The sequence below is a fragment of the Limnospira fusiformis SAG 85.79 genome, from assembly GCF_012516315.1.
Taxonomy (GTDB): domain Bacteria; phylum Cyanobacteriota; class Cyanobacteriia; order Cyanobacteriales; family Microcoleaceae; genus Limnospira; species Limnospira fusiformis.
Map to the genome: position 1 here is coordinate 1,659,709 of NZ_CP051185.1, position 16,384 is coordinate 1,676,092.

Here is a 16,384-nt window from a genome sequence, read left to right on the forward strand (position 1 = left end):
ATCGGCTAAGAAACCCGGTTTCTCAAAGAAACCGGGTTTCTGGAAATCTGGGGGAGAAACCCGGCTATAATTATTATCGGCTGAGAAACCTTATCGGCTAAGAAACCCGGTTTCTCAAAGAAACCGGGTTTCTGGAAATCTGGGAGAGAAACCTATCTATAATAATTAATTAAGGTGTGATTCAGTCTGCTTGAGGATATTAGGGATTTTAGTAATAATTTGTTCGGCAATTTCTGAGGGTTTTTCATCCTCATTGATAGCAATAGAAATATCGGCTTGTTGATAAAGATGTCGCCTAGTTTCCAGGATATTATCGAGGCGAGTGAGGGGGTCTGGGTGTTGTAGTAGAGGTCGGGTTGTGTCTCCTTTCAGACGTTCATATAAGCAATGAGTTGGAACATCTAACCAGACAATGATACCATGTCTTAAATAACTCCAATTCATCCGTTTAATCACAACCCCTCCCCCAGTAGCTACCACTAAATGTTGATAAGCACAAAGACTAGATAGGACTTGAGATTCTAAGTTCCTAAATTCTTCCTCCCCCTGGGTGGCAAAAATTTCGGGAATGGCTTGTCCCGCCACTTGACTAATCAAAACATCGGTATCAAAAAACTTATAGCTTAATCGATTAGCCAATATCTGACCTACCGTAGATTTTCCCGCCCCCATCATACCAATTAAATAGATGTTAATTCCTTGTATTTGTTCTAAAACCATGAGATTGTCTAAAAGTCCGAAAGTGATCATAACTAGCTAGATAATTTTAGCCGATTTCATCCTCATCATCAAAACCCCAATCTTCCTCATCAGATTGAATTTTGGTAGGGGGAGAAGGGGGATTAATTAGGCGATAGTCTGCATCATAAACTGATTCGGTACGACCAGCACCGGAATTTTGACCGTCTTTATAATTGAAGGAATAGACGGAACCTGACCAGGATTCTTTTTGAGGTTGTTGCTGTACTTCAAAGGTTTTTCCGGTGTTTTCTGGGGGTGTGGGAGTGGTGGTGGGGGTGTTTTCTGGGGGTGGAGAAGTGGGGGTGGTTGGTGCATTCTGGGGAGGTAAATTATCCCAATCTTCATCAGTATTAGGAGAGTTTAGGGGATTGATATCGCGTTTATTCCAGGATTCTGATTCTGATGGTTTGGGGGTAGTTTGTCTAACGGGTGGGGTTTCTGGTTCATTTTGGCGATCGCTATTATTTTCATCCCAACTATCGCTAACTTGGCGGACTTCGGTTTCCCAATCATCACTATTTTTGTGAGTTTTGGGGGATTGATTTTTGGGGGTAGGGATAGGGGGTTGATTTTCCGGTTCTAATTCTAGTTCAGATTGCAAATTATCCCACTCCGAATCATCGGCTTGTGGTGACGGGGGAATTGCTGGATCAGGTGGGTTAGGTTGGGGGGATGGTTGTATAGGTTTTTTACTGGCTTGAGGACGTGACGGAGAGGGGGTGTAAGAGAGTTGGAATAAACTGGCAATCATCAGAGAGGTGAATATACCGATGAAGAGGGCAATTAGTAGCCACACCGACAAAGGTAAAGTGGGTAATTGCATCCCTAAAAATACTAAAGATATGGCGGGGGAAAGATTTTGTATGGTGAACAATATCAAACCACCGACTATAATCAAAATAGCGATCGCACTTTTTCCAGACATCACATAAATAACCCCATCGAAATCGAAAATATCAATAACTAATTAGGAAATTCCCTCAGAATTCATCAGGTTTCCACCGACGCAAAGGTACACAATCAATCTCAAATTGATCGAGGGTTCGCGCTACCACAAAATCTACCAAATCCTCAATAGTTTGGGGATGATGATACCAAGCGGGGATAGCCGGGACAATCCGCGCGCCTGCTTCTGCTAAAGTAGTCAAATTTCGCAGATGGATAAGACTTAGGGGAGTTTCCCGTGGCACAATTACCAATTTTCTACCTTCTTTTAATTGTACATCTGCCGCCCGTTCAAGTAAATCGGAACTGAGACCTTGGGCAATTTTAGCCACTGTACTCATACTACAGGGAATGACGATCATACCGATAGTGCGAAAGGAACCACTAGCAATATTAGCGCCTACATCCTGCCAAGGATGACAACGCAGTTTTCCCCCGGTTTCCACCCCGGCTTGTTGTCGCCAAAATAACTCCTGGCGCGCGCTATCTCCAGGCATTTGCAAATTATTCTCCGCTTGCCATACCATGTAGGAAGACTTGGAGGCTACCAATTCGATAGCATAATCGGCTTGTAGCAGGTATTTTAAGGCGCGGACTGCATAAATGAGTCCCGAAGCACCGGAAACGCCAATAATCAGGGGTCTGGTCGAGGTGGTCATTAGGGAAACTTCCCTTGTTGAACTTCTGTGCAGAATTGTGTCACGGCGTTGGTAATGGTATCGTGCAGGTTAGCGTATTTTTTGGCAAAGGGTGGTTGCCAGGGGGTTAATCCCAATATATCAGAGGTTACCAGCACTTGTCCGTCGCAGTAAGGACCCGCGCCAATACCGATAGTGGGAATGGTTAGTTGTTGGGTAATTTCCGCCGCCAAGTCCTTGGGGATATGTTCCAGGACTATAGCAAAGGCTCCCGCTTGTTGTAAGGCGATCGCTTCTGATAAAATACGTTCTGCTGCCACTGTGGTTTTACCTTGTTGGCGATACCCTCCCAATTGATGTACAGACTGGGGAGTTAAGCCGACATGACCCATAACGGGAATACCCACTTTGACTAAGGCGCTGACTGTATTAGCCATTTCATCATAGCCCCCTTCTAACTTTACGGCGGATGCTCCTGTTTCTTTCAATACCCGTCCGGCTGAATGAATCGCCTGTTGGGGACTTTCCTGGTAGGTCAAAAATGGTAAATCCACTACCAATAGGGATCTTACCACCGCCCGACGCACTGCTTTGGCGTGGTGCAACATTTCCTCAAGGGTTAGCGGTAGGGTGGTTTCGTAACCTAAACCGACCATGGCTAGGGAATCACCGACTAGAATAATATCAATACCTGCTTGGTCGATAATTTTGGCGATCGCATACTCATAAGCAGTTAGCATGGTAATTTGGTGTCCCTGCTGTTTCCAATCGATTAATTGTTGGGTGGTTACTGCCATAATTGTTTGTAGGTTTAGGGATTACAGGTTGCAGAGTCTTGATTTTATCAAAAACTGAACCACTGTCTCATCCTAAGTTTCACACTGAGAATACTAATGCAGCCCAATTATATAATACTTGGTCTCAAGTTGATCACTCTAGGGGTCTCCACCCTGGTAGCGATCGCTACCCCCACTCAAGCCGCTGATTTTTTGCGTTTTTCCATCGGAAATAGAGATGTTTCTATACCTGTCGATGTTTTAGAAACTTATATCGAAAATCCGCCCGACCATTCCGAAAATCACAAGTTAGATAATGTCGCCAATTTATTGAGTCCCAAAATCCAGACACAACTGCGGGACATATTAGCGAGACGTTATCAGTTTAGTGATGCCGAAATCAGGCATTTATTGAGTTCTCCGATGGTAGCAGATTTTTTAATTCAGATGGGAGATATTATCGAAACCGAACCCGGTGCTAATGGCGCAGATGCCATCCGAAATGCCATGGTATCAGCCAGTAGTCTCCCCGACGGATTTACCCTCATTGATATGATGCGAGAGTTTCCTAGTCCTAGTATTTATATGAACCTAAATGAGGCTTTACAAGCATTAACTAATGTAGCGATTTTAATTGAGTCAACTAATGATATAATTGCCGACATCAAAAGACTGGCATCTTCCCAAGGACAAACTGCTGGAAATATTGATTTTAGTCAATGGCGCGACTTACGAAAACCCGGAAATTTTCCAAGTTCTAAATACACCTATAGAGTTAGTGATTCAATTCGCGATCGCCAATTTAATTTTGATTTATACCTCCCGGAAACTACTGATAGTAATATCCCCACTTTAATCATATCTCATGGTTTAGCATCAGACCGCAGTCGCTTTGAATACCTCGCGCGCCATTTAGCCTCCTATGGTTTCGCCGTAGCTGTTCCTCAGCACACTGGTAGCGATTTTCAGCAATTCCAAGACTTGTTAATTGGGAAAGTATCAGATATGTTTAACCCGCGAGAATTTATAGACAGACCCCTTGACATTTCCCAAGTATTAGATTATCTGGAATCATTAAATCGTGGAGATTTAAGCGATCGCCTTAACTTGGATAATGTCGGAGTTCTCGGACATTCTCTCGGAGGCTATACAGCTTTAGTCTTAGGGGGTGCGCCGCTGAATTTTGCACAACTGAAAATCGACTGCAATCAAGATAACTTTTCCGTTAATCCTTCCTTGTTTCTCCAGTGTCGCGCCCTAGAATTACCGCAAACCGACACCAACTTGAGAGATGAAAGAGTTAATGCTATCTTACTTATAAACCCTTTAAATAGTAGTATCTTAGGAGAAGCAAGCATCAATCAAATCCAAATCCCGGTGATGATGGTAGCCAGTGGCTTGGATATATTAGCACCAGCAGTATTAGAACAAATCCCAGCTTTTAATTGGTTAACCAATTCCCACCGATATTTAGTTTTTAAAGAAAAAGATAGTCACTTTTTTGATATGAATCAATACACGGCTGAAGCCATACCCAACTTAGGAGGTTTAACTCGTCCAGCCACAGAAATTTCTCGGGGATATATGAAAAGTCTAAGTGTAGCATTTTTCCAAACCCACATAACTAATAATCCTGAATATGAGCAATATTTACAAGCCGCTTACGCTATCCATATCAGTGATGCTGCTTATCCTATCCATTTGATATTACCGACTCCTGACCAGAAGCTAGGAGTTAAATAAAATGACATAAATAAATATTGACCCTTGACAAAAATGTAGGTTGGGTGAAACCCAACAAAGAGAGTAGTAGGTTGGGTGAAACGGAAAATGTAGGTTGGGTGAAACCCAACAAAGAGAGTAGTAGAGTAGTAGGTTGGGTGAAACCCAACAGAGGTCAATTGACCCAACGTAGGTTGGGTGAAACCCAACAAAGAGAGTAGTAGGTTGGGTGAAACCCAACAAAGAGAGTAGTAGGTTGGGTGAAACCCAACAGAGGTCAATTGACCCAACGTAGGTTGGGTGAAACCCAACAGAGGTCAATTGACCCAACGTAGTCAATATAGCAAAAGTCAGGCAGGAAAACCCGCCATGACTTTTGTTATATCGATTGGAAAGCACACTACTTAGGTTTCTAATCTGATTATAACCGATATTGTCAGATTTTTATATCCGATTTGTGCAACTTTTTTGTATTGATGGACTTGCTCAAATTGTTAATTGATATATTGAATTGATATATTGAATTGATATATGAAAAACTCCCCCCTAACCAGACCTATTAGGAGGAAATGGGGGGAGTAGGGTTTCTAGGTTGTCAGAGTTCAGTTATTGACTTCTTGAAGTTCAACGTCAGTATTAGGGTCAACATCAACTTCGGTATCGTCCCCTTCACCGGATAAAGGGACTAAAGCCACAGCAGCGATCGCATCTTCCTTATCTAAGCGTTGTACCCGCACCCCTGTAGCATTGCGGGACTGTCGAGAAATAGCGCTAATCACCTGACGAATAATAATCCCCCGGCTAGTAATTAACATCAATTCATCAGTATTATGTACCACCTGAAGCGCCACCACACAATCACCAGATAAATGGGGTTTAAACTTAGTAGCAATAATGCCTTTTCCGGCGCGATTTTGTAAGCGGAATTGAGACACAGGAACTCGTTTTCCATAACCCCTAGTAGTAATGACCAAAATAGAAACCCCATCAGGTTCAACTTCAGTAGTAGCTATCTCTTCAGATTCCGTATCATCCACCTCTTCAACGGTAGTATTTTCCTCCTCTTCTATTTCCGTTTCTTCACCCCCCAATTTAGGAATACTAGCCACAATGAAACTAGGGAGAATATCCATCCCAATGAGTTCATCATCTGGTTTTAGTTTCATAGCTTTAACCCCACGGGTAGCGCGACCGAGGGGTCGTAATTGTTTATCATCAGTGTGGAAATGAATAGCCATACCCAGGCGAGAACCGATAATAACGCTATCATCCACCTTAGCACTGCGTACCCAACGCAACTCATCTCCTTCATTTAAGGAAATCGCAATTATGCCATTAGAACGGATATTGTTAAAAGCGGAAAGGGCAGTTTTTTTGATGTAACCCCCCTTAGTTAGCATCACCAAATATTCATCGTTACTAAATTCCCCAACCGCCACCAAAGAGGTGATTTTCTCATCCCGAGGAATTGGTAACATTTGCACAATCGGAACCCCCCGAGCGATGCGGGAGCCGATAGGTATTTGATAGGCTTTTAAACAGTAAGCAACCCCCCGTTCAGTAAAGAACATAATACTGTCATGGTCGCAACAACTCAAGAAATGTTTAACCCCATCATCCTCCTTCATTTTAGTTCCAGATTTACCGCGAGTGGCGCGATTTTGAGCCTCAAAAGTATTAACGGGCATCCGTTTAATGTACCCTTGTTCAGTGAGAAGAATAATTGCTTTTTCATTAGCAATCAAATCGGTATCTTCTAGCTCACTTTCTTCGAGTTCAATTTCGGTCCGTCGGGGTGTGCCGTGACGTTGTTTAATTTCTTGAGCTTCCTGTTCAACAATTTCTAAAATCCGTTCTCGGCGATTTAAAATATCGTTTAGGTCAGCAATTTTCGCCAAAAGTTCTTGATGTTCTTGTTCAATTTTCTGAGCTTCCAAGGCGGTTAAACGTCGCAGTTGCATTTGTAAAATAGCATCAGCTTGTGGTTCAGAAAGTCCGAACCTTTCGATTAACTCCTGTTTAGCTGTAGGGCTATCAGCAGCATGGCGAATTAGGGCAATAATTGCATCAAGATTATCGAGAGCAATTAATAGTCCTTGCAGGAGGTGATCACGTTCTTCAGCTTTGCGTTTTTCATATTCAGTACGCCGCCGGATAGTGTCGATGCGGAAGTCTAGGAAAACATGGAGATATCGCTTGAGGGTAAGCAATTCTGGTTTTCCGTTAACTAGGGCTAACATATTAGCGCCGAAGTTGGTCTGAAGGGGAGTTTGTTTATAAAGGTTGTTGAGAACCACCCTAGGATAGGCATCTCGTCGGAGTTCCACGACGATCCGCATCCCTTCACGATCGCTTTCATCTCGGATATCTGATATCCCCTCCAGGCGCTTCTCATTCACCATTTCGGCGATTTTTTCGATTAAAGCGGCTTTATTGGTTTGGTAGGGTAACTCAGTGATGATAATAGCTTCCCGGTCTGGTCGTCCTCGGTGTTCAATGGTTTCAATTTGGGCAACTCCCCGCATGGTGATAGAACCCCGTCCGGTGGTGTAGGCTTCCCGAATACCAGACCTTCCGAGAATTTTCGCCCCGGTCGGGAAGTCAGGACCGGGAATATAGCGCATTAGTTCAGTATCAGTAATTTCGGGGTTATGAATTAGCGCGACTAAGCCATCGACTAACTCATTGAGGTTATGGGGGGGGATGTTAGTTGCCATTCCGACGGCGATACCGGAGGAACCGTTGAGCAACAGTTGAGGAATGCGGGCCGGAAGCACTAGGGGTTCTTGTTGGGAACCGTCAAAGTTATCGCCAAAATCTACGGTATCGGAGTCGATATCCCGCAACATGGCTTCGGAGGTCAGGTAGTGCAGGCGACATTCTGTGTATCGCATGGCGGCGGGGGGGTCATTATCGACAGACCCAAAGTTCCCGTGACCTTGAATTAGGGGCGATCGCATCGAAAATTCCTGGGCCATCCGCACTAGGGCATCGTAGACGGCTGTATCACCGTGGGGGTGATATTTCCCCAGAACCTCCCCTACCACCCGGGCGCACTTCCGAAAGGGGCGATCGGGCATTAGGCCTAGTTCATTCATGGCATACAGGATGCGACGATGGACTGGTTTAAACCCATCCCTGGCATCTGGCAGCGCCCGACCTACAATGACGCTCATGGCGTATTCGAGATAGGATTGCTGCATCTCGTTCCGCAAATCCGTTGGGATAATTCGGGATTCGGAAGCGCTCATAGAATTTAAAACTCCATTAATATTGCAAAAACCGTCGCTTTTTTGTGAAATAATTCAGATCAAATAAATTGATTTTCGATTATTATTTGAAAAGGCGCGACTAGGCTATAAAATTATAGCATACTTTGCACATATTTTCGATGGGAATCCCTCTCGGCCCTATTGCCTTTTTGTCCCCTGTTGTTAGCCCCGGCACGGTCAATGTTAACTGTTATCTACTCTGACGAATTTCTGGAACACAAAACGGGTTTATTTCATCCAGAACGACCCGAACGCCTCAAAGCGATCGTCCAAGGTTTGCGGGCCACCCCCTGGCGTGACCAACTGACTTGGTTATCACCCACTCCGCTAAAAGAACGCCACAGTCTGATTATGCAAGTCCTCAAGGCTGTTCACACCGACTCCCATATTGACAGGATTAAAAATATTGCCAGTGCTGGCGGCGGCCATCTTGACGGCGATACTCCCATTTCTGAGGAGAGTTACCAGGTGGCGCTATTGGCGATCAGTGCTTGGTTAGATGGTGTCGATCGCACTTTGACTACCGCCAGACCTAGTTTTATTTTAGCCCGTCCCCCCGGACATCATGCCGAAGCGGGTCGGGGGATGGGTTTCTGTTTGTTTTCTAATGCGGCGATCGCTGCTCATTATGCCATTCAACAGCCAGGAGTCAATCGAGTTGCTATTCTTGATTGGGACGTTCACCACGGTAACGGAACCCAAAGCCTGGTCGAAAATCACCCCCAAATGGCTTACTGTTCCCTTCATCAGTCCCCCTGTTATCCCGGAACTGGCTACCCCCAAGAAAAAGGTCAATATAATAATGTTTTAAATATCCCCATGTCTCCAGGTAGTACCATGGCATTATACCAGCCAGCTTTTGAAAATCAAGTGATCCCTTTTTTACAAAGTTTTCAGCCAGATTTATTAATTATCAGTGCTGGATATGATGCCAATCAAGCTGACCCCTTAGCCAGTATTTCCTTACAACCGCAAGATTTTGGGATATTTACAGATTATTGCTGCCAAATAACTACAAAAATTGTGTTAGGATTAGAAGGGGGATATGATTTGAAAAGTTTGGCGGATTCGGTAGTGGCAACTATAGAGTCCTGTTTAAATCATTAATCCCTCCCAGTCTGGTCAGCCATTAACTCCCACAACAACCAACTATCAGATATGATCGGAATCATATCAAATTGAACTATGGTCAAATTTGAGTTAAAAGCACCCTTTCAACCTACAGGAGATCAACCATTAGCGATCGCCCAATTAATTCAAAGCATCAAATCCGGTCATCCTAAAACCACCCTCTTAGGCGCAACTGGAACCGGAAAAACCTTTACCATTGCCGCCACCATCGCCGAATTAGGTCGCCCCACCCTAGTCCTCGCCCACAACAAAACCCTCGCCGCCCAACTCTGCAATGAACTGCGGGAATTTTTCCCTAACAATGCCGTTGAATACTTTATCAGCTATTACGACTATTATCAACCGGAAGCCTATATTCCTGTCTCCGATACTTATATAGAAAAAACCGCCTCAATTAACGATGAAATTGATATGCTGAGACACTCAGCTACTCGGTCTTTATTTGAAAGGCGAGATGTAATTGTTGTAGCTTCCATTAGCTGTATTTACGGGTTAGGAATACCCACCGAATACCTGAACGCAGCCATTCCCCTACGGGTGGGAGAAGACCTAGACCAACGCCAACTTTTGCGAGACCTAGCCTCTATTCAATATACCCGCAATGACACGGAAATCACTCGCGGACGCTTCCGAGTTCGCGGAGATGTCTTAGAAATTGGACCCGCCTATGAAGACCGTATAATTAGGGTAGAATTTTTCGGGGATGAAATTGATGCAATTCGTTATATTGACCCCGTAACCGGAGAAGTCTTACAGAGTTTAGACACATTAAATATATACCCCGCCCGCCACTTTGTGACACCGGGAGATAGGTTAGATGCTGCTTGTGATGCTATTGCTGCTGAACTTAAACAACAGTTAGCCGAATTAGAAAAAGCTGGTAAACTTTTAGAAGCCCAACGCCTAGATCAACGCGCTCGCTATGACTTGGAAATGCTGCGAGAAGTCGGATATTGTAATGGTGTGGAAAACTACTCTCGTCACCTCGCTGGAAGGCTTCCCGGTTCTCCTCCTGAGTGTTTGGTGGACTATTTCCCGGATGATTGGTTATTGGTGGTCGATGAGTCTCATGTGACGGTTCCTCAAATTCGGGCTATGTACAATGGCGACCAAGCCAGAAAAAAGGTGCTAATTGAACATGGTTTTCGTCTTCCTAGTGCGGCGGATAATCGACCCTTGAAATCTGAGGAATTTTGGCAAAAAGTTAAACAGTGTATTTTGGTCTCGGCGACACCAGGAGATTGGGAAATTGCACAATCTCAAGGTCAGGTGGTTGAACAAGTTATTCGACCAACGGGGGTAGTTGACCCGGAAATATTTGTCCGCCCAACCACAGGACAGGTTGATGATTTAATCGCTGAAATTCAAGAGAGAATCCCCAGGAATGAACGGGTTTTGGTTACGACTTTAACTAAGCGTATGGCGGAGGATTTAACTGAGTATTTGCAAGAGAGGGGTATTCGGGTCAGATATCTACATTCGGAAATACAGTCGATTCAGCGCATTGAGATTCTTCAGTCTTTACAAGAAGGCGAATTTGATGTGTTAATTGGGGTGAATTTATTGCGGGAAGGTTTGGATTTACCACAGGTGTCTCTGGTGGCTATTTTTGATGCGGATAAGGAAGGTTTTTTGCGGACGGAAAGGTCCCTTATTCAAACTATTGGGAGGGCGGCGCGCCACGTTCGCGGTCAGGCTATCTTGTATGCTGATAATATGACTGACAGCATGAGGGCGGCGATCGCCGAAACTAACCGACGGCGAACAATTCAGTTGGAGTATAATCAAAAATATGGCATTACCCCTAAATCTATTCACAAAACTTCCAGTAATGCCATTTTGGCGTTTTTGGATGTCTCCAGACGCTTAAATTATCAACAAATTGATCTGCCTTGTCCACAGGTGGATGATTTACCCTTGGAAGAAATACCAACTTTAATTCAACAGTTGGAGGTTCGCATGAAGCAGGCGGCGCAACAGTTGGAGTTTGAGGAGGCGGCTCAATTTCGCGATCGCATTCGCATTTTACGCGATAAATTAGTTGGTCGTTAATTGATTTTTAGGACTCAGCGGCTGGGCCAAAAAAAAAATTTTCTGGGCGGCCCCCGCGCTTTTTTTTTCAGAAAACCCTATCTTTTTGGGGGAGTCCGTGCTATACTATAGGATAATGGGAATAGTTGCGAAAATATTATTTTTGCTTACATCCCATTATGTAACATACTCCTATCATAGCCGACTAGCGCCGCCCTGTCAACCCCTTTTCACTTGGGCGGCCGGGCCATTTTTTTAAAAAAAAGCTATTCTAGGACAACTGGATCAGCCGATCGCAATTGCCAAGTTTTGCAAGTCCAAAAATAAGCGCCAATACCGACAAGTAAATTAGCAATACAAGCGGCGACAAAAATGCCTTTAACTCCCCACCAGAGACTACCCAAATAAGCCAAAGGAACATAAAGTAATAACATCCGGGTAATAGTCATCATCAAAGATGGTAAAGGCTTACCCAAAGCATTAAAAGTAGAACTAGCGATGAACATGAGACCCATAGTTCCATAACTAACGGGAACGAGGGTGAGGTAACTAGCAGCGATCGCGACTACATTGGGATTTTGATCAAAAGCGGTAGCGATTTGTTCAGAACTAGCAGCCAAAATAAGAGTTAATAGGACTCCCCAAAATATACAAAACAGGAAAGACTGTCGGATAGCAGTGTGTACGCGATGATAAAGTTGAGCGCCCCAATTTTGACCAACAAAAGGACCAATACTAGCAGAGAGTGCCATAATCACAATTAAAGCGAAAGCCTCGACTCGGGTAGCAATACCAAAACCAGCGACGGCTTCGGCACCCTCTGTAGCGACCAAACCTGTAACGACGGCGGTAGAAATAGGGGTAATCATATTGGTTCCGGTAGCGGGAATACCAACATGGAGAATTTGTCGCCAGTCGGACAATAGGTCTTTGGGGGTGGGAAGTTTCCAGAGGAGCATTTTTTCGCGGAAATGCAGGAATAAGACGGAAGCGATTAAAGTGGTAGCACGACCGATAACAGTAGCGATCGCGGCTCCCCGCAGTCCCATGGCTGGTATAGTAGCAAAGCCAAAGATAAATATCGGGTCAAGGATAATATTAACGACAGCAGCGACAGTCATAATCACACTAGGAACGAAGGTATTACCCGCCGCGCGAATGGCGCTAGTCCCGACCATAGGAACCACCAGAAAAATGACACCCCCATACCAAATGGTCATATACTCGCGGATAAATGGCAAGATATCAGGACTGGCTCCCAAGGCTTGAAACACGGGATTAATGGTGCTGATACCGAGGACGACTAAGACACTAACCATAAGCAGAGACAGACTGAGAGAGTTAGTGGTGAGGCGGCGGACGCGATCGCGTTCTCCCTCCCCAATAGCCCTAGCAATGACAGAAGCAGCGCCTATCCCCAGTCCCATAGATACGCTTCCTAATAGGGTGACTACTGGAAAGGTAAAACTCATCGCGGCTAGTTGTCGGGTTCCCAACTTAGCGACGAAGTAGGTATCTGCTAGGCTAAAGGCAATAATGGCAAACACTCCCCAAATCATTGGTAGAGTGAGGTTAATCAGGGTAGATGTAACAGATCCTTGGGTTAATGTTCCTTTCATAGGGCCAGCGGCTTTGAGCATATTTACAAAAGTTTACCAAAAAAAAAGGGTTGAAGCTAGGCGGTAGGTGGTAGTGGCTCTATTAGTGTTTGGGGGAAGATTGCTAAAATGTTACATATTATTGCAGAGCTTCATAAAAGTTAGACTGCGATCGCCTCAATCCCCTAATCTGTAAGCATGGTATATTAATGCCAGTGTGCTAAATCCCAATCATCCTGGGATAGATCATTGGCGACAACTGATAAACAATGCTGACGTTTGAGAATAAGGAGATTAATGGTGCCCCTTCCATTATTAAGCTACACTACAACGAGTTTCAATACTCGTGTTGCTGGATATGAAGTTCCAGGTGATGAGCAGCCCCAAATTTATACGGCTGAAAATATGCCTTCGGGTTCTGAGTGGGACGCTCTGATCTGGGCGGCTTATCGGCAAATCTTTAGTGAGCATCAAATGCTGAAAAGCAATCGCCAAACCTTCCTTGAGTCCCAACTCAAGTTTGGTCAGATCACCGTCCGTGACTTCATTGGTGGGTTAGCGACTTCGGCTCCTTTCTTGGAGAGAAACTACCAAACCAACAGCAACTACCGCTTTGCGGAAATGTGCGTTCAGCGAATTCTCGGCCGGGATGTTTACAACGAACGGGAAAAAATCGCTTGGTCAATTGTGATTGCTAACAAAGGACCCAAGGGCTTCATTGAGGAATTACTCAATAGCGACGAGTACCTGGATAACTTCGGATATGATACAGTTCCTTATCAACGTCGTCGGATTCTGCCTCAGCGCAATATGGGCGAAACACCCTTTAACCTGAAGACTCCCCGGTACAATGAATACCACCGGACCCAGTTGGGATTCCCCCAAGTTATCTGGCAAACTTCTGTACGTCGCTTTGTACCCCAAGAGAAGCAACCCAAAGCTGGCGATCCCGCCAACTTCCTGGCTATGGCAAAACAGGTTTCTCGTCCTGCCAACACAGTAACTCGCGTTGCCCTTGGTAGCATCAATTTTGACACCATGGTTCCTTACCGTCAGCGCTAATAGGATCTAATCCTTACTTAATTGGGATTGACAGTCGCTGCCAGCGGTTAGATATTCGGAGTTTTTGACCCAATGGTTAACTCTTGATGTCTAACATTTGGCGGCGAATTTTTCGTGGGGGCGATCGCTATAATAACAATAATTGTTAATCATCCCTAATGTATTATGGCTCTCCGGATTGTTGACTTGGAGATTACTTGGGAAAAACTTCCCGATGATTTTATTCTACCGGACGATCCTGTGGACAATATTAATCAACCGGCTTTAGCTGTAGCCCTGACTGATAGTCTAGCTGTGGCTGGTAAACTGAGCCCATTGAGTATCACGCCCACCAATTATGGGATCTGTGCCACCCTCAACGGTAAAATTGTGGTGAAAGCCCCAGACTGGGCGTTTATTCCAGAAATTCGGGTTGAGCGATCGCAGGTTGAACGCAGCTATACTCCTGAGTTGCAGGGTGCGCGTCCGATTATAGTTATGGAATTTCTCTCTGATACTGACGGAGGGGAATATTCGATTAAGCCTACCTATCCCCCAGGAAAATGGTTCTTTTATGAACGGGTGTTAGAGGTCCCTTACTATGCTATTTTTGACCCCAAAACTGGTAAGTTAGAACTTTATCGCCTTGATGAACAGGGATTCTATCAAATACAAGAACCACTAGATGATGGACGATATGCGATCGCTCCCATGGAACTGTTTTTAGGGGTTTGGGAAGGAACCCGCGAAAACCGTAACGGTTACTGGTTGCGCTGGTGGAATGAAGCCGGAGAGTTGCTGCTTTGGGGTATTGAATTGGTCGCCCAAGAACGCCAACGGGTGGAAGCTGAAAGCCAACGGGCTGAAGTTGAAAGCCAACGGGTGGAAGCTGAACGACAACGGGCTGATGCTGAACGACAACGGGCTGAACGTTTCATGGAACAACTGCGCCAGGCTGGTATTGAGCCTTTAGACAATTAGTTTAAAGTAATTTTCAACCACTAGGTAGGGGCGTAAATATTTCGCCCCTGTCATGTGGGGTCTAGTTGTTGTGAAATCCATTGTAAATAAGAGGGGGAACCTGCGACAATTGGTAAGGCAATAATTTCCGGCACTTCATAGGAATGAACCTCGGCGACCTTAGCAGCCAAAGCGTCAAACTGATTCAGGTCAGTTTTAATAATTAATTGCCACTCATCGGATGAGCAGATCTCACCTTTCCAGGTGTAAACTGAATGGATGGGCATTAAACCCACACAGGCGGCTAGTTTTCCCTCGACTAAAGTATGGGCGATCGCCTCTGCTTCCGTCCGGGAACTTGCCGTTACTAATACTATACCATATTGAGCCACCATATCAATTATACCACAAACATCTAAACTTGAGATTGAGAAAGTGTTAAACAGCAGAAATTTTCTAAATCCAGATATAAGCGAAAAGACAACGGTAAAATTGCCTCACAGAAATTAGCCTCTTTTACCTCGACTCCCAGTAATTTAGCCTCGCGCAAATCAGCATTTCGGAAATTAGCCCCCGACAATTTAGAACCATTCAGATCAGCATAACTCAAGCAAGCATTTTCTAAATTAGCGCCTCTTAAATCGGCATTTTCTAACTGGGAACCTAGGAGTTTAGCAGAACTGAGATTAGCCCTAATCAAGTTAGTTCCGGTCAAATTAGAACCACAAAGCCTAGCGTTACTCAAGTTAACACCATTCAAATCTAGGCGACTCAAATTAACACCATTCATATAAGCATTTTGCAAGTTAACATCAGTGAGCCTGGTTCCAAATAACTTAGCGCCACTGAGTCGCACACCATTGAGATTAGTATATCTCAAATCACTGCCAGTCAAATTAGCCCCCCGCAGATTAGCAAATTGCAGGTTAGCACCACATAAGTTAGAATTGGGGAGACTAGCGCCACGCAAATTAGCACCCGCCAAACTTGCGCCACTGAGTTGGACACCAGGTAATTTAGCTTTGACTAAAAAAGTACCGTTGAGATTGGCTTTGGTTAACTCAGCCTCCACCAGCTTGGCTTCGTTCATTTTAGCAAAACTCAGGTTGGCACGGTGTAAATTTGCACCATTGAACTTAACACGACTTAAAAATGAGCGAGTCAGGTTAGCACCCGTCAGGTTACTTCTCGATAGATTAACACCTATGAGAATGACCCCTGTCAAGTCTACGCCACTGAGATCGACTCCTGTAAAGTCGGTTTCGCCTTGTTCGTAAAGTCTTAAAAGATGGCTGACGTTCATGAAAAAGTAACTCCGGCTACCTCTGATTATTTATCTAAGCACGGAAATTTCACAAAGTTTTTATATTTTTGTGTTGTTTTAATCTGTCGAAATGTTGCAATTATGGGGGTAGGACGAGAAATTATGGCCGAGAGTGGGGTTAACGAGGGTCTAACCCCGGAAAATTTATACACTCCAGTTAGGCTGTGATAAGCTACCCTTTCTGGATAAGGACTTCCGTTAAATC

Annotated in this window: 14 protein-coding genes; 6 read left to right on the plus strand and 8 right to left on the minus strand. The window is 44.6% G+C overall.

Annotation, left to right across the window (positions count from 1 at the left end; translation table 11 throughout):
- Positions 1-165 precede the first annotated feature (165 nt).
- Genes HFV01_RS07895 through panB form a run of 4 tightly spaced genes read right to left on the minus strand, consistent with a single transcriptional unit; the run spans position 166 to position 3,121 of the window.
- Positions 166-750 (minus strand): shikimate kinase, encoded by a 585-nt coding sequence (locus HFV01_RS07895; RefSeq protein ID WP_006624579.1) that lies wholly within the window; start codon positions 748-750, stop codon positions 166-168.
- Positions 751-766: 16 nt separating this feature from the next.
- Positions 767-1,666, minus strand: coding sequence for a LapA family protein (locus HFV01_RS07900; RefSeq protein ID WP_006624580.1), 900 nt, complete (start codon positions 1,664-1,666; stop codon positions 767-769).
- 55 nt (positions 1,667-1,721) lie between these two features.
- Positions 1,722-2,345, minus strand: a complete 624-nt coding sequence (locus HFV01_RS07905) for a flavin prenyltransferase UbiX (RefSeq protein ID WP_006624582.1) — start codon at positions 2,343-2,345, stop codon at positions 1,722-1,724.
- The gene (panB, locus tag HFV01_RS07910) at positions 2,345-3,121 is read right to left on the minus strand and encodes a 3-methyl-2-oxobutanoate hydroxymethyltransferase (protein WP_006624583.1); all 777 of its coding nucleotides are present in this window, start codon (positions 3,119-3,121) and stop codon (positions 2,345-2,347) included. The genes HFV01_RS07905 and panB overlap by 1 nt, the downstream gene beginning before the upstream one ends.
- 96 nt (positions 3,122-3,217) lie before the next feature.
- Here panB and HFV01_RS07915 point away from each other — a divergent pair, with 96 nt between their 5' ends.
- Positions 3,218-4,843 (plus strand): alpha/beta hydrolase, encoded by a 1,626-nt coding sequence (locus HFV01_RS07915; RefSeq protein WP_006670377.1) that lies wholly within the window; start codon positions 3,218-3,220, stop codon positions 4,841-4,843.
- Positions 4,844-4,887: 44 nt separating this feature from the next.
- Positions 4,888-5,043 carry a hypothetical protein gene (locus HFV01_RS07920; protein ID WP_193520982.1) on the plus strand — a complete coding sequence of 52 codons (156 nt, stop codon included), beginning with the start codon at positions 4,888-4,890 and terminating at the stop codon, positions 5,041-5,043.
- Between the two features lie 381 nt (positions 5,044-5,424).
- Here the strand turns inward: HFV01_RS07920 and gyrA are convergent, their stop codons facing one another.
- Entirely contained in the window at positions 5,425-8,073 is a 2,649-nt protein-coding gene (gyrA, locus tag HFV01_RS07925) for a DNA topoisomerase (ATP-hydrolyzing) subunit A (protein WP_006670378.1), read from the minus strand.
- A gap of 201 nt (positions 8,074-8,274) precedes the next feature.
- Here gyrA and HFV01_RS07930 point away from each other — a divergent pair, with 201 nt between their 5' ends.
- Entirely contained in the window at positions 8,275-9,201 is a 927-nt protein-coding gene (locus HFV01_RS07930) for a histone deacetylase family protein (protein ID WP_006624587.1), read from the plus strand.
- A 78-nt stretch (positions 9,202-9,279) separates the two neighbouring features.
- Positions 9,280-11,277 carry an excinuclease ABC subunit UvrB gene (uvrB, locus tag HFV01_RS07935; RefSeq protein ID WP_046320906.1) on the plus strand — a complete coding sequence of 666 codons (1,998 nt, stop codon included), beginning with the start codon at positions 9,280-9,282 and terminating at the stop codon, positions 11,275-11,277.
- A gap of 245 nt (positions 11,278-11,522) precedes the next feature.
- On the opposite strand, the gene HFV01_RS07940 is transcribed toward uvrB, so the two are convergent.
- The gene (locus HFV01_RS07940) at positions 11,523-12,896 is read right to left on the minus strand and encodes an MATE family efflux transporter (RefSeq protein WP_187757704.1); all 1,374 of its coding nucleotides are present in this window, start codon (positions 12,894-12,896) and stop codon (positions 11,523-11,525) included.
- A 255-nt stretch (positions 12,897-13,151) separates the two neighbouring features.
- Here HFV01_RS07940 and HFV01_RS07945 point away from each other — a divergent pair, with 255 nt between their 5' ends.
- Positions 13,152-13,916 carry a phycobilisome rod-core linker polypeptide gene (locus tag HFV01_RS07945; protein WP_006624590.1) on the plus strand — a complete coding sequence of 255 codons (765 nt, stop codon included), beginning with the start codon at positions 13,152-13,154 and terminating at the stop codon, positions 13,914-13,916.
- Positions 13,917-14,081: 165 nt separating this feature from the next.
- A complete protein-coding gene (locus HFV01_RS07950) occupies positions 14,082-14,876 on the plus strand; it encodes a Uma2 family endonuclease (protein WP_006624591.1) in 795 nt (264 codons plus the stop codon).
- A 50-nt stretch (positions 14,877-14,926) separates the two neighbouring features.
- Here the strand turns inward: HFV01_RS07950 and cutA are convergent, their stop codons facing one another.
- Both cutA and HFV01_RS07960 read right to left on the minus strand, forming a co-directional pair.
- Entirely contained in the window at positions 14,927-15,250 is a 324-nt protein-coding gene (gene cutA, locus HFV01_RS07955) for a divalent-cation tolerance protein CutA (protein ID WP_006624592.1), read from the minus strand.
- Between the two features lie 20 nt (positions 15,251-15,270).
- Positions 15,271-16,158: a pentapeptide repeat-containing protein gene (locus tag HFV01_RS07960; RefSeq protein WP_006624593.1), complete on the minus strand. Its 888-nt coding sequence runs from the start codon at positions 16,156-16,158 to the stop codon at positions 15,271-15,273.
- Positions 16,159-16,384 lie beyond the last annotated feature (226 nt).

Coding starts and splice junctions, on each gene's coding strand:
- HFV01_RS07895 (WP_006624579.1), bottom strand. CDS start 750: ATGATCACTTTCGGACTTTTAGACAATCTCATGGTTTTAGAACAAATA.
- HFV01_RS07900 (WP_006624580.1), bottom strand. CDS start 1,666: ATGTCTGGAAAAAGTGCGATCGCTATTTTGATTATAGTCGGTGGTTTG.
- HFV01_RS07905 (WP_006624582.1), bottom strand. CDS start 2,345: ATGACCACCTCGACCAGACCCCTGATTATTGGCGTTTCCGGTGCTTCG.
- panB (WP_006624583.1), bottom strand. CDS start 3,121: ATGGCAGTAACCACCCAACAATTAATCGATTGGAAACAGCAGGGACAC.
- HFV01_RS07915 (WP_006670377.1), top strand. CDS start 3,218: ATGCAGCCCAATTATATAATACTTGGTCTCAAGTTGATCACTCTAGGG.
- gyrA (WP_006670378.1), bottom strand. CDS start 8,073: ATGAGCGCTTCCGAATCCCGAATTATCCCAACGGATTTGCGGAACGAG.
- HFV01_RS07930 (WP_006624587.1), top strand. CDS start 8,275: ATGTTAACTGTTATCTACTCTGACGAATTTCTGGAACACAAAACGGGT.
- uvrB (WP_046320906.1), top strand. CDS start 9,280: ATGGTCAAATTTGAGTTAAAAGCACCCTTTCAACCTACAGGAGATCAA.
- HFV01_RS07940 (WP_187757704.1), bottom strand. CDS start 12,896: ATGCTCAAAGCCGCTGGCCCTATGAAAGGAACATTAACCCAAGGATCT.
- HFV01_RS07945 (WP_006624590.1), top strand. CDS start 13,152: ATGGTGCCCCTTCCATTATTAAGCTACACTACAACGAGTTTCAATACT.
- HFV01_RS07950 (WP_006624591.1), top strand. CDS start 14,082: ATGGCTCTCCGGATTGTTGACTTGGAGATTACTTGGGAAAAACTTCCC.
- cutA (WP_006624592.1), bottom strand. CDS start 15,250: ATGGTGGCTCAATATGGTATAGTATTAGTAACGGCAAGTTCCCGGACG.
- HFV01_RS07960 (WP_006624593.1), bottom strand. CDS start 16,158: ATGAACGTCAGCCATCTTTTAAGACTTTACGAACAAGGCGAAACCGAC.